Below are 13,692 nucleotides of genomic sequence, written 5' to 3'. Positions count from 1 at the left end.
ACTAGAACACCAAATCCCCGCCGGGCGGCACGTCGCGGTGCTCGGTGTGGGTGATCACCGCGGTCTTCTCCATCTCCACTCCCGACGCGGCGGCCAACGGAACCTCGAACAGGGTGAAGTCATAGGGCGCCAGCCCGTCGCTGGCCTGCACCACCGCGGCCCGAAATCCCAGGCCGGGCCGGGCAAGTGCGGCCGTATCGATGGCCACCGCGCAGCGGCTCGCGGTCATCGCCGCGTCGGTGAACACCGATCCGTCGAACGGGGCGGCGTGTCCCGGCCGATGGTCGACGACACCGGCGGCGAACTGTTCGGACCCGACGTGCTGCCCCATCGCGGGAGCGAAGACGGCACCGGTCAGCGCGTTTCCCACGCGGCTGTCCTCGGCGAACATCTGCTCGACGCGTTGCCATAGCGCCTCGGCGCCGGTGGAGTGCACCTGCCCGGAGGCGACGGCCGCCGACCATTGGTCCAGACCCGAGGCGGTCTTGAAACCCGGCATCCGATACAGCATTTCGGGCTCCTCCCGTAGCCGGCCCGCTGCGTGGGCGACCATGTCCTGCCACGGCTTGGTCAGCCAGCCGAGCGCGTACAGGCGGCGCTGAATGGCATGGGCCGCATCGTCGGCGCGCTCCGCGTTGGGGTCGGCGACCCCGACCTGGGCGCAGCGGGGCAGGCCGTCGGAAATCAGCGGCGCCGGCGAGCGCCCCGCGGGTGCGGGTCCAAAGGGCGCGCGTAGCACCGGCCCCAGCACGCGACACCACGACAGATACTGGCCGTACGCGGTGGACAGGCGGCTGACGTCCTGCAGCGCGGTCTGCAGGTTCGCCTGCATCATCTCGAGCTGATTCTGTTGAGATTTCCGCAGATTCATCAACGTGAACATGTCGCGCTGGGCGAACAGGAACAACGTCAGCGACACCACGATGTAGAGGCCGAGCAAAATTCCGCCGGTGATCAACGTGTACTTCCAGCCCGTGAAGCCGACCGCCGCGAGGCCGACCAGCACGACGAGGACCCCCATGGTCGCCCAGGTCATTGTGGCCAGGATGGTGCCGATGGCTTGCTGGCGGGCGCGCACCCGCTCGTCGATCGAGATCTCGCTGGCCGCCCGCTGAATCTGCTCGGCGATCTGCGCCACCTCGGTGCGGGCCCGCCCCAAGAAGTCGGTCAGGATCGATCCCGCCTGCCAGGCATAGCTTTTCGACGCATGCTGTTGCCAGCGCTCCAGCTCGGTCGACACCCCGCGCGCCTCGACGCCGGCGGCGGGGTCGGAGTAGGCGCGCTGCAGCCGCTGGCGCAGATCCGCCGCGCCCAGCACGTCGGCAGGCTCCAGGTCGCTGACGCCGATCACCGCGGCCAGCGACGTCGGGATCGCCCTGAACCGGTCCGCGCGGCTGGGAACGACGTCGGCCGCGTTGGCCAACACACCCACGCCAGCGCCCACTTGAATCGGGTCGAGCCCCTTCGCCCGGCGTCCGCCGTCGGCAAGGGTCAGGGCGCCGTTGACGAAATCGATCCACAGCGGGCTCAGATCCTGTTGCGCCAGTTGACCGTTGCCCGCTGTTCCCCCGATGGCGGCGTTGAGTGTGTCGGCGCTGCGGCCCAGGTCCTGCCAGTCGGCGAGCTGGCTGCTGGTGACCACCGAGAACGCCGATTCGCGGCCGCCGAACACGGTGCCCTGCACCGTCGAGGCCAACACCGCCGATACCGATCCCTTGACCGCCGACAACCACGCCGACGGCGCGTTGCGCAAAGCGCCGCCCATGAAGCGCAGGAACATCTTCATCGCGGCCCAGATCGAAATTGCTTGGGTGGCAACATCGTCGGCACCCAGCCGCGGTCCGCGCAGCACGTCGCGATGTTTGGTCCACAGCGCGCGGGCCATCGCCTGGGTGGCCGCCGCAACGTCCTCGACGTAGAGCACCGGCACCTGGCCGCCGTGCGGCAGCGGCAGCCGCCCCGCCGGATCGAACAGCCGCGCCCGCAGCCGGCGTTCCACCTCGGCGGTGTCCAGGCTGCGGTAGAACGCGCGCACCGCGCGCAGCGTCTGGCCCGGCAGGATCTCCACACTGTCGAAAGGGGTCTGCTGCACATCGGCCCACAAACCGGCCACCGCCGCGACCACCGGCGCGGCGCGCTGGGCCAGATCCAGCGGTTCGGCGAGATGCCCCCACGGCACCGCGCCCAACCCGGGTGCCGGCGAATCCTCCGGTGCGATCAGCAGGTTGTGCCAGCCCTCCACCACCACCGACGCGCCGAGCTGACTGGCGCCGGCGCGCCCACTGGTGAGCAGCATCCGGAGCAGGGTCATCGCGGCTCCCCTGGCGGTGCTGCGCACGACTTGTTCGACGAACTGCTCGGCGGCCAGCGGCGCCCGCTGCTCGGCCGGCGCATCGAGGGGAACCAGCACCGCCACCCGGACCCGGTCGTAATGCTGGGCGGTCAACACCTGTTGCAGCACAACGCTTTCCGACCGGCCATCGCGCACCATCGTCGCCGCTGTGGCGGGCCCCCGCGCATCGCCGGCGTCCACCCAGACGAAGACGCCCAGCAGCCCGGCGGACGAGTAATCGCACAGGATGCCCAGAAGCTCGTCGGTCTGCAGGTGCGGGGCCACGACCACGGTGAGCGAGGTGTCGGGGGATGCGGCCATCGTCAGAACGTCCCGCCTTCGGGAATCACCACGGGCGCTCCGCCGTCGAGCACCGGGCCGCCCGCGGCCGCGCCGGCCGCCAGCGCCTCGGCCTCGTGCTGGATCAGGTTGATCAGCGCACCGGTGGCCGCGTACACGTCGGGCGCGAGATCGCGGAACATCGGCGTGTTCGACGCCGTGGTTCGCGTCGGCACCGTCGTGAACGCCCCGCCCGGCGTGGCGCCGGCCATGTCGGCCGGAAGATACTGCGTCGCAACGTCACGGATGGTGGTCAACCACTCGATCGCCGCAGCGGCGCGCTCGTCGGCGGTCTGGGCCTCGGCGATGCCCGGGACCCGCGACTGCACCCCGGGCGCGCTCGAGGCCCCCTGCAGGAATTCGCGCAGCAGTCCCTGCGCCGACAGCGCGACGATGCCGCTGGCGGGGTCTTGCGAATGCGCGTCGTAAAGCTCACGCAGCACGCTGTAGGGCCGCAGCGAGCGCATCACCGGCGGCTCGTGCGACTGCGCGATGGCCAGCAGGATCGACTCCAGCACCGCCGGCAGCCAGTCGTAGGGAGCGTGGAACGCCGACGGCGGTGTCAGCAGCGGGTTCGGGAAGTTCAGCCACTGCCCGCTGTCGGCGTCGTAGATCCGCACCGGCTCGGTGAACGGTGACGCCGGGATCTGGATGCGGCCCAGCAGCTGGCCGACGAACCAGCCGCCGGTCATCGTGAATCGCTGCTCGTCGGTCATTGGCAGCGACGCCGAAAGTGGCCGGGAGCGACGGTATTTCCAGAAGGCGCCCCGCCCGGGCCCCGCGGTCTGCGCCCATTGCTGGGCCGCGGGCTTGAGCACCGAGTCGAACGCCAGCGGCGAGTAGTTGGGATACGAGCCGAAGATGTCGATTCGGGTGACGCTGTCCTCGTCGGACAGCGAACGCCCGTAGTTGTCCTTGGTCGCCTGGTCGATCCGCGGATTGTTGCGGATGACTTCGAACAGTTCGCGGTCCACCGGTTGACCGGCGAACGGAATCTCGGAGAACTTGTAGCGGTATTCGGTTTGCTGGCCGGGGTGGACCCGTTGCAGCGCCTGGTCGTTGACGCTGGCCAGGGGTCGCGCCAGCGACAGCGCCTCGGCGAACTTGGTGGCGATGTCGCGGCGGCGCGCCACCAACTCCGACTCCGAGGCTCCCGCCCCCTGCACGTAGTCGCGTAGCGACACCTTGCAGAATTCGGCGAACGACTCCCCCGGCCGCTCCACGTAGAGCCGGGCCCGGCGCAACAATTCCACTGGGCGGGTGTGGATGTCGAACTGCGCGATCGAGGGCACCCGCGCGCGGCCGGTCTCCGGGTCGGTGCCCAGCGCCCGCGTGACCCACGTCGCGGTGCGCTCGATCAGCCCGCCGGGTGCGGCCACACCGCCGGTGGTCTGCCACTCCCCCAGGATCACCCGCGTGGTGGCCTCCTCGATGGCCGACTGCAGCGGGATCATCGCGTTGGCGCCGGCCACCGCCTTCGGCAGGTCGGCCTCGTAGCGGCCCTTGAACGCGGTCGAATTGATCAGCAGCACTTCGTTGTTCGCCTCCGCGAACCGGCTGGGCACCAATTCGTCGGCGTCCGCCGGCCAGGCCGCGTACTGGTCGGTGGCCAGGCGCGCCAGGCCCACGTCGGTCGGCGGCTCCGAGCGGGCGTTCTCCAGCTGGATCATCGCCTCGCTGAGCCGATCCCGCAGCGGCACCAGCAGTTCCAGCCCCACCACCCGCAGCACGTCGGCGATGCGGGCGGCCGCGTCGGCGAACAGCTGGCGGCGCACCGTCGCGCGGAACCCGTCCACCACGGCGGCCACCACCTGATCGGTGTTGGTCATCACCCCGTGCAGCGATTTGAGCCCGGCGTCCACCTGCGGCGAGAACGCCACGATGTCGGGCGGGCCCATGTTGCCCAGCTGCGCAACCCCGGCGGTGAGGTGGTCATCGATGTGGCGGCGCAGCTGGTCGACGACTTCCCGCGCAAACGGCAATCCCAGCGAGGCGACGGCCGCGCCGACGACCCGTTCGAGCCGGTTGGCGAAATCCTGGTGCCATTGAAAAGCCATGGCGTAGGCCGCCTCCGCGCATGCGCGGGTCAACTCGGCGCGCCGGTTGTGCACGGCCTGCCGCATGGTCGGCACCCACTGCTCGGCGGTGACGCCTTCCGGGTTGGGCAGGTGGTTGCGCAGTTGGCGGTCGATGAGGCCGTTGACGGTGGAGACGACGGTGTCGGCGGTGAAGGCCTCGGTGCCGATCCAGCGGCCGAGCTGGCTCACCCGGGTCTGCTCGTCGCCGGCGCTGGGTGGCAATCCCAATTCGCCACAGAGCGCGGCCCATTGGCTGGACAGCAGCGAGTCCAACTGCTCGGTGCTCGACGCCGGGTTGCCCCGCTGCATGTGCCCGTCGAGCAGCTTGTCTACGCAGCTGCGGGCCAGGCGCTGGGCCGCGTATTCGGCGTAGCGGTCACGGCCCATGCTCAGGCTGGAGAAGCCATAGGTGCCCCAGGGCAACACATCCCACGACGAGATGCCCCAGCCCAGCAGGTCGCGATCACCCACCGGCGAGGCGGTGTTGCCCAGGTCGTAGGCGACGAACTGGTCGCTGGCCCGCCCGCTCATCATCAGCCCCGCCAGCCCACGCGCCAATCCCCGGTACACCGCGTACTGCGAGCCGTCACCGAACAGGGTGCGGTCGGCGCCGATGTAGCGGCCGACGGGGAACACCCGCGCGAACGGAATCGGTTCTCCCTCACCGTGATGGTGGCCCAAGGCGCGCAGGATTCGCACGTCGTGTTCGCGGGCGGCACCGGATTGGCTGGCCACGATCTCACCGAGCATCGCCAACGCGTTGGCCCGCACCCCGATGATGGCGCTCTGCGGGAGCGAGTCGAAAATGTCGGGCGTCACCATGAATACGCCCATCAGGCGGGGATCCAGACCGGTGACCAAGGTCAGCAGGCGGCACACGTCGAGCGCCATCGACGCCCCCGCACCGCCGGCCATCGACGACACCACCAGCACCAGGGGCGGTTCGTTGGGGTCGAAGCGACCCATGCCCGGCACGTCGACCGTCGACATCTCGGAGACGGTCTCGACGCGAAACAGCGTGTCCCACGCCGCCTGTAGCCGGGCGTGGATCTCGGCGGCCTTGCTCAGCGTGATCATGCGCCCGATCGCCCGGTATTGCCCCGCGCCGGCCGAGATCGGGATCGACACCTCCTGCGGGCTGCGCGGCGCCCAGGTGGCGATGGTGTCCAACGCCGATTCTGCCGCCAGTCGTTGCGACAGCGCACCGTCCAGGACGGCGTAGCTGCTGCCCTGCGGTCCACACCCGACGTAGCTGCCGCCCTGGGCGGGAACGTTCGCCAGCCCCTCCGGGCCCGACTCCGCGGCGCTCGGCACGTCGATGTGGACGAATTGCCAACCGGCCAAGAGCTTTTCGATTCCAGCGGTGTGCAGTTCGGAGCGCAGCTGGTCCATCATCAGGGACAGTGTGGCGCCGCCGGAACCGCCGCAGCCCACTACCAGGAATCGTCGCATCAGGTGCCCTCTCCGAACGGGTCGAATGGATCTGGGTCAAATCGATGGGAGGGTTGCGTCGGATCGGTCGGCGGGAGCCCGCGCGGCGTGCCGTCGTCGCGCTCTTCGCGCTCTTCACCCTCGTCGTCATACCGGTAGCCGGCTGCCATCGTCTCGTCTTGGCGGAATATCGGTTCGGGGATCGGCCGCTCTTGTGTCTCCGCCTCATTGAAGCCGGGCGGCACCGGCCCAGTCGGCACGTGGGGCGGCGCCGCGGGCCGCGAAGGCGCCCCCGCAGGTACCGAAGGCGCCGCCGCGAACGGCGAATCCGCGCCGCTCCCAAAGGGATCGTCTCCGGCTGAGGCGACGACGACGCCCGCCGGCGTGTCACCGAATGGGGAGGCCGCCTCGCCCGGCGCGGCGAACGCTGCGGTCATGCCGGCCTGCACGGCGCGCAACCGCAACCCGGTGAGCAGGTCGGGCAGCCGTTGCGCGACGTCCTCGTAGAGCCGCTCACGCGCGACGGTGTCGGTGGTTCCGGCCACCAACAGCAGTACCTCGGCGGCGTTCTCGGGCCCGTACGGGTTGTGCAGCAGCACCCAGGTGTTGTGCACCGCCAGCGGCAGCACCGCGCGCAGGCCGGTCTTGTCGGATCCGGGCAGCTTGGACCCGACGCTGACCAAGCCCTCGGCGCCGACGACCACGTGCCCGGATCCGAATGGGCTGCGCCTCAGCGCAACCGACAGATTCACCCCGGCCACCGACAGCTGGCGGGTGCCACCGGGCGGCAGCCCGGTCACGGGTTGCACCAGGTCGGTGTCGGCCATCGCGAACGGCTCACCGCCGCGCAGCACCGCGTCGTGCTCGACCTGCACCGGGATGCGTTCGGCCAGCAGCGGATTGTCGGGAATCTTGCTGACCCACCACTTCGATGCGTACAGCAGCGCCAGCGGGATTCCGGGACCCAGCAGCAGCGCGGCGATGAGCACCAGGATGAAGTTGGTGGTGTTGAGCGGGTTGATCATCGACGCCGTGAAGGCCACCGGCACGGTCTGGGCGTCGTCCGGGTTGTCCAGCGTCGAAACATGCACGGGCACAGTGCCGTTGAGTCCGCCGTGCCCGTTGTGATCGGTGCGCAGGCTGACCGACAGCTGTGCGGTCTCCCCCGCCTGCACCTTCAGGCAGTGCTGGCCCGAATTCGTCGGCGAACCCACGTGCGGCGCGCCGATGCCATCCGGTGCGCCCGTCACCGTCGGGGTATCGGTGTCGCTGATCCAGGCGCAGCCCGGTCCGGTGATGTTCAGCGTCGCGGTCGCCCCCTTGGCTCCCTCAACCGTGCCGAAGTCGATGCGCTGGCCCGGGGTCGGCAGGCCCACCTTCGGCAGAATCTGCACGGGCACATCGACTTCCTGCGGCGACAACTGCGTGCCGGCGATCGGCCCGCCGTTCTGGTCGGTGGTGTTCGCGGTGGTGATCACCAGCGACATCCGCAACGTCGCGTGCCCCGGGGCCACTGTGGTCAGATCGGCGTCGACGGGTTTGGCGATGTCATCCTTGCCCGCCGCCGTCAGCAGCGGAATCGGCGCGGCGCCATCGGGACTCAACGACGCCGACATGGTGGCCGTACCGGCAAGGTCGCTCGGGGCCATCGGCTTGCCTTGGCCGTCAACCAGACCGAAGACCAGGCCCTTCAGTGTCTGCCCGCTGTGCCAGGCGACCTTGTCGGCGCCCGTCAAGGCCGGGAAGATGTCGGTGGTGATGTGAATGCTGACCTTGGACACCGCGTCGGCGTGCTGGCCGGTGGTGTCGACGTAGACGATCGCCCATTGCCCGGTCCAGTGCGGGGCGTTGCCGTTCTGCAGCGAGATCGTCTGCGCCGATTCGGATTGCCATTGGTAGCTCACCGCTACGCCGTCGACGTTGACGTTCTGGGCGCCGTCCTTCTTGGGCAGCGGCAGGGTCTGCCCGGTCGGCGAGACGAGGTAGGGTTCGACGCCGGGCACGCCGCCGGATCCCAGGATGTTGACCTCTTTGATGGACCGGTCGAGCACGAAGTTGTGCCGCGCCTCCGGGCACACCTTGATCTGGCAGACCCCACCCTGGTCGGTCACGCCGGGGTCCGGGTTGAGCGCGTCGAACGCGAACAACATGTCGTCGATGTTGGCGACGGGAAAGAAGTCGCCGGGCACCGGATCCGTGATGGCGCCGCACGCCAAGCCCTGCAATCCCTTGCCGGTGCTGATCGCCGACATCACGTTGAAGTCGCCGGGAGTCTGCTTGGCGCCCAGCCCGATTCCGAGCATGATGATGTTGCTCGACCGCAACTGATCGGCCAGGCCGCTCGGGCGGCAGATGGATTGCACGGCCTTCTGCGTGGTGTCGGGGATTCCGTTCGGCGAGTCCAGCGGCACCCCGTCGGCGTAGGGCTTGGTGACCGGGCGGGCGGTGAAATCGATCATCCCGTCGGAGAACCAGGCGATGGCCTGGCAGCGCTGACCCTTGTCGGCCGAACCGGCGTGCGTCGTCAGCGCCTGCCGGGCGCCGTCGAGGGCCAGCCAGTAGTCGGTGTCGATGCCGGTGTTCTTCTTGGCGATCGGATCCAGCGACGCCCCAACGCTGTCCGCGGTCGAGCCGGTGAGCTGGGTCCAATCATGTTCGGGGACATAGGTATCGGAGAACCCCGCCACCGCGACGTCGAGTTTCGCGCTCACCCGGTCGGCGTATTTGCCCAGCGTCTGCACCAGGTAGCGGGCGGCCTGCACGCGGGCGGCCTGCGGGTCGGTCTGCTGCAGGCTGCTCGACTCGTCGAACAACAGCAGCAGATCGCCGGCCTTCTGCGAAGCCAGGCAGGCCCCGAATCGGCTCGCGCCCGGCGAGCCCGCCGCCCACGCGACGGGCGCCCAGCCAGCCACGTTCAGCACGGCAACGAGGGCCGCGACCGCGGCCACCCGCGCGAGCGTCGCAAAGCCGTTGCGGCCGCGGGGCATTCGAGAGGAGTGGGCCACTACAACGTCCCCGCCCACAGCGCGATCTGCCACGCCCCCACGGCTATCCCAAGCAGGCAGACGGCCAGCACTATCCAATACAGCTTCGAGGTCCACGTTGGCGCCGAGTAGATGGCCTCGGTGCGGCGCCGGGTGTCGACCCGGCTAAAGACCGCCAAGGCGCCGATCGCCAGCGGCCCGGCCAGCAGCCACCCCATGATCGCGGCCGCAATCATCGGGCCGCCCAACGCGCTTGCACCGGCCAGCGCAATGCCGGCAACCCCCAGCGCCAGGGCCACCGCGAACCACACCAGCGGCGGGCCCGCCGTCGTCAGCGCGCCGATGCCCGCCGGGCTCGCGGTGAGTTGCCCGAACGCGTCACGCCCACTCGTCGGGTCGAACGCCGGTGGTGCCTGAAAAGCATCGGGGGCTCGCGACGCGGCGGGTCGCTGGTTGGCCCACGGATCGAATCCGCCCGCAAAACCCCCGCCCTGCGCCGGCTGCTGTCCGCCACCGGACTGGGTCTGCTTGCCCGGCCCGAAGTCGCTGAAGTCGAAGGGGTTTGGTGCGTTCATCGGTCTCAATACGGGTTCAGGCAGAGGGCGAAGGAACGGTCGGGAGGCGCGGCCACGTACACTGAGTTGCAGTCGTTGTTCGAGCGCACCCGCGCGGCAACCGTGTACACCCCGTCGCGGTGTTCGCAGTCGACACCGAACAGGTCCAGCGCGTCATTGCCCGTGCTGTTGCGCAGCTGTAGCTCCACGCAGGTGCCTATCGGCACGGTCGCCAGGTCGAGCTTCGGGCCGCGCGGCACCGTGGTGCCCGGTGCGACCGACGTGATGACGCGCGGCGGTATCGGCCTGGGCACGGCGGAGCTGGAGGCGGTCGCGGGCGTGGAATTGCTCGGGCGGGTGCCCCAATACACGCCGCCGAGGATCAGCAGGACGCACATCAGGTAGCCGATCGCCAGGCCGGCGATCGCCGCCGGGCGCCCGCGTTCGCCGCTGCGGGTGATCTGCGGCAGCGCGAGGTGGCCCATGACGATGCCGGCGGGCGGAACGATCACCCCGAAGACCGGCGAGAGCACCGCCAGCGTGTTGTAGTCGGCGCGCGGCGGCTGCCCGCCGAACGGCGCACCCGGGTAGCCGACCGGGGCCGTCGGCGCGCCGCCGTATGAGACGGTGGGCGGCGTCGCGCCGAACGGGTCGCCGGAGGACGGTGCAAAAGGGTCTTCGCTGGGATACATCAGTTCACCCCACCGGCCGTAGCGGCGAACCGCTGTGTTGAGCTACGCGAGCTGTGCGGCCCCATGTCAACCCTTGAAGTCGACGATGCAGGCGTACACGGTCTTGGTCTTGTTCCACAACGTCGTGGGGGTCTTGCAGGAGTCGTTGGACAGCAGCTGGGTCACCTGCAGCACGCCTTCGCGCACCTCGCACCTGACCGGGTAGATGGTGATGAAGTCCGCCTTCTCCGACGGGTCCGGCTTGTTCTGCTGGACCTCGATGCAGTCACCCACGTGCAGGTCGCCGACGGAGACGCTCGGGCGCTGCGCGGGCGGGGCCGTGATCACCGTGGTGCGCGGCGGGGTCGGCGGCACGTACGGGCTGGGAGCCGCCGTCTTGACCGTGTTCGAATCCGATCCGCCGCTGGTGACCAGCCATACCGCCAGGGCGCCGACCGCGAGCACGATGAAAAGGTACGAGGCCGTCAGCCCGAAGATGGCGCGGTCGCGGCCGCGCTCGTGGCGTTGGCGGATCTGGGACAGGGCCACGTGGCCCAGCGCGGCACCGGCCGGCGCGAAGACGAACGCGAAGATGGCCGACAGCGTGGCCAACGTGTTGACCTTCGGCCCGGACGGGAAGGACCCGGATCCCGCGGGCGGATGACCCGGCTGGTTCTGGCCGAACGAGGACCCCTGCCCCCCGAACGGATCGCCGCCGAACGGATCCTGGTAACCGCTATACGTCATTGGCGCCCCTCGATGCTGGGCCCGAGCTGGTCACCCATCCCCCTCATCAATCGCCATCCCATTCCCGGTCGACGCGCCCAGTCGGCGGCGTTCACCGTCACCACATGCCTTGAAATTCGTGACGTCCCACCGCAACAAATCAACATAGTCGGTGCAGGCACGACGCACTCTTTTTCCACGAGAAGCACCCTTCGGTACTGCTATATATAGTGGCGCGCCGCACACCCGCGCAATTTAGGTTGTGACGCGACGTTCGCTATACGGTCGGCATTGAAGTTAACTGAGTTGCCACATGGCTGAGCCCAGCGCATCGCGTAAGTTAGCTGCCGGACGTTCGAAGCGCGTCGGGTAATTAGCTCGCGCTAACCGGTCGGGGCTTTGGAGTTGAGAAAGGCGACTATCCCCTGGGTGACCGCGGCGGCATATTTCGCCCGACCGTCCGGACTTTCCATTCGCGCCAAGTCACCGGCGTTTTTCATGTTGCCCAGTTCGACCAGCACCGCGGGGTACTGGGCCAGGTTCAGCCCAGCGAGGTCGTCGCGGCCGTAGAGGCCGTCCGAGCCGATGTAGTCAGCCGGCTGTAAACCGGACTGGACCAAGGCATCCCGCATCGCGTGGGCCAGCTGTACGGCGGGCCCGGACTGGACGTCGTTCAGCGGCGGGCTGGAGTAGTTGACGTGGAATCCACTGCCGGATGCGGGCCCGCCGTCGGCGTGGATGCTGACGATCGCGTCCGGGTGCATGGCGTTGGCCGCGGCCGCGCGTTGGTCGATGCACGGGCCGACGCCGCTGTCGCTGTCGCGCGACAGCTGGGTTCGCGCGCCCATCTGGCTCAGCGAGTCGTTGATCAGCCCCACCACCGCCCAGGTGAACGCGTGCTCGGGATACCCGTCGTCGGCGACGGCGCCCGAGGTTTGGCAGGGCTTGGTGCCGCCGCGGCCGTTGGGCACCTGCTGGTTGATCGAGGCGTCGTTGACGGCGTTGTGGCCCGCGTCGAGGAAAACCGACGTCCCGGCCACCCCGGCCCTTGCCCGCGGGACGGGCAACAACGCACCCGCAGCGACGGTCGCCGGCATCAGACCGGCGATTCTCAGGACGTCGCGGCGTGTCATCGATCGCGAGGCGCCGGGGCGGTCACTCACCGCGCGATGGTAGCAATCAGGGCTCTTCGACGGCAGCCGTCAGGGCATCCCCCACACACTTCAGGAAGGTGGCCGGCACGCTGTAGCCACACGTCACCATCCTCAGCCTGCCCTGGTAAGTGGTAACTCCGGTCAGATACTCGCCGTCGGTCTGGCTGAGCACCACCGGTCCCCACACCGCCGTCGGGCGCAAAGGGCTTGCGCCGTCGAGGTTTTGCACACCGAGGTTGGTGACCATGATGCCCCACGGGCTGATCCGGCTGAAAAGCTCCTCCGCATCGTCGGTGTCGGCGTCGATGGTGATCATCTGCTCGAGCGCCATTGAGCTGGTGCGGATTCCGGAGGCCGACCGGGCGACGTTCAGATGCGCGGTCATCGCGCGGGCCTGCTCCCAGAACGGTGGCCCGTCCCACGGCGCGTGCCCCGTCGCGGTCGGCACGATGCGCATGGCGCAGCCCCCCTCGATTCCGAGAATCGGCCGCACGTTGATGGGGTGGAGGACGCGGACGAACTCCGCGCCGCGGTCGGTGGCGCGCACTCGGCACATCGCCACCACCAGCGCCGCGTGCACCGTGGTGCTTTCCGCGCGGCAGCGCCGCACCAGTGCCGCGGTGTCCGCGTGGGTCATGGCCATGGTGCGCACGTTGGTCAAGGCGCCGTCGAACGGACGGATGGTGCTGGGCTCGCTCATTCTCGGGTCGCCCGATAGCGCGGCAGGTTCTAGCGGGCCGGCCGCGAGGGTGTTGGCGATCAGGTCCTCTTGGGCTTGTGGCACAGGCGAACTCGTCATGGTGCGTCCGTTGAGCGCGGAAAGCACGTCGGTGAGCACGACGATGGAACTGATTCCGTCCGCCACCGTGTGATCGAACGTGAGCAACAACGCGCTACGCGACGGGCCCTGCAGCAACGAGGCACGCACCAGTGGCGCACGCGACCGGTCGAACGGTCGGCGCAGCTCCTCGGCCGCGGCGGCCCGCCACGCCAGTTCCGGATCGCTTCGGACGGTCAGCTCGACGGGCGCGACGGTTGCCGCACGGTAGAAGCCCAGGCGGATGCCGGGCCGGTCCTCCACGTGTACCGACAGCAGCGGATGCCGTCGCTGGACGGCGGCCAGGGCGGTACGCAGCTTGTCCGGGTGGAGCACCTCGCCGAATTCCGCCACGATCGAGAAGTGAGCGGGGTTGCGCTCGCTGTACCGGTAAAAGAGCCGCTCCGCGGCGCCCAGGGGGCGAACGAGAGTTGCCTGGTCGTGCTGCGGACTGTTGACGATCACCGAACCTCCAAACGCCGGAAAAGCACTGCGACACAATGCAGACGGTCTCCCGGCCGATTCGGTTCAAGTCTCCTGCCGCCCCCTCGCCCCGGCCCCCTTTGATGGGCCACGTTTCCCACACATCGCGACATCGCGCCGACT

Annotated in this window: 8 protein-coding genes; all 8 read right to left on the bottom strand. The window is 69.3% G+C overall.

What is annotated here, in order from left to right; all coding sequences use genetic code 11:
• Nucleotide 1 precedes the first annotated feature (1 nt).
• Entirely contained in the window at nucleotides 2-2,653 is a 2,652-nt protein-coding gene (locus AC5Y4T_RS04195; RefSeq protein ID WP_499952267.1) for a hypothetical protein, read from the bottom strand.
• Between the two features lie 2 nt (nucleotides 2,654-2,655).
• Nucleotides 2,656-6,201, bottom strand: a complete 3,546-nt coding sequence (locus tag AC5Y4T_RS04190) for a tubulin-like doman-containing protein (protein WP_499952265.1) — start codon at nucleotides 6,199-6,201, stop codon at nucleotides 2,656-2,658.
• Nucleotides 6,201-9,167, bottom strand: coding sequence for a vWA domain-containing protein (locus AC5Y4T_RS04185; RefSeq protein WP_499952262.1), 2,967 nt, complete (start codon nucleotides 9,165-9,167; stop codon nucleotides 6,201-6,203). The genes AC5Y4T_RS04190 and AC5Y4T_RS04185 overlap by 1 nt, the downstream gene beginning before the upstream one ends.
• A 17-nt stretch (nucleotides 9,168-9,184) precedes the next feature.
• Nucleotides 9,185-9,739, bottom strand: a complete 555-nt coding sequence (locus AC5Y4T_RS04180; protein WP_499952258.1) for a hypothetical protein — start codon at nucleotides 9,737-9,739, stop codon at nucleotides 9,185-9,187.
• 5 nt (nucleotides 9,740-9,744) lie between these two features.
• Nucleotides 9,745-10,410 (bottom strand): DUF4190 domain-containing protein, encoded by a 666-nt coding sequence (locus AC5Y4T_RS04175; protein WP_499952255.1) that lies wholly within the window; start codon nucleotides 10,408-10,410, stop codon nucleotides 9,745-9,747.
• 66 nt (nucleotides 10,411-10,476) lie between these two features.
• On the bottom strand, nucleotides 10,477-11,136 hold the full coding sequence (locus AC5Y4T_RS04170) for a DUF4190 domain-containing protein (protein ID WP_499952252.1): 660 nt from the start codon (nucleotides 11,134-11,136) through the stop codon (nucleotides 10,477-10,479).
• 362 nt (nucleotides 11,137-11,498) lie between these two features.
• Nucleotides 11,499-12,278: an Rv3717 family N-acetylmuramoyl-L-alanine amidase gene (locus AC5Y4T_RS04165; RefSeq protein ID WP_499952249.1), complete on the bottom strand. Its 780-nt coding sequence runs from the start codon at nucleotides 12,276-12,278 to the stop codon at nucleotides 11,499-11,501.
• Between the two features lie 16 nt (nucleotides 12,279-12,294).
• Nucleotides 12,295-13,551, bottom strand: coding sequence for a condensation domain-containing protein (locus AC5Y4T_RS04160; protein WP_499952247.1), 1,257 nt, complete (start codon nucleotides 13,549-13,551; stop codon nucleotides 12,295-12,297).
• Nucleotides 13,552-13,692 lie beyond the last annotated feature (141 nt).

Source organism: Mycobacterium sp. NGS11, from assembly GCF_059813315.1.
Note: the sequence above shows the minus strand (reverse complement) of the source record. Positions and strands in the feature narration are given on the sequence as shown.

Excerpts from the sequence above, each read along its gene's own strand:
- AC5Y4T_RS04195 (WP_499952267.1), bottom strand. The coding sequence starts at position 2,653 with ATGGCCGCATCCCCCGACACCTCGCTCACCGTGGTCGTGGCCCCGCAC.
- AC5Y4T_RS04190 (WP_499952265.1), bottom strand. The coding sequence starts at position 6,201 with ATGCGACGATTCCTGGTAGTGGGCTGCGGCGGTTCCGGCGGCGCCACA.
- AC5Y4T_RS04185 (WP_499952262.1), bottom strand. The coding sequence starts at position 9,167 with ATGCCCCGCGGCCGCAACGGCTTTGCGACGCTCGCGCGGGTGGCCGCG.
- AC5Y4T_RS04180 (WP_499952258.1), bottom strand. The coding sequence starts at position 9,739 with ATGAACGCACCAAACCCCTTCGACTTCAGCGACTTCGGGCCGGGCAAG.
- AC5Y4T_RS04175 (WP_499952255.1), bottom strand. The coding sequence starts at position 10,410 with ATGTATCCCAGCGAAGACCCTTTTGCACCGTCCTCCGGCGACCCGTTC.
- AC5Y4T_RS04170 (WP_499952252.1), bottom strand. The coding sequence starts at position 11,136 with ATGACGTATAGCGGTTACCAGGATCCGTTCGGCGGCGATCCGTTCGGG.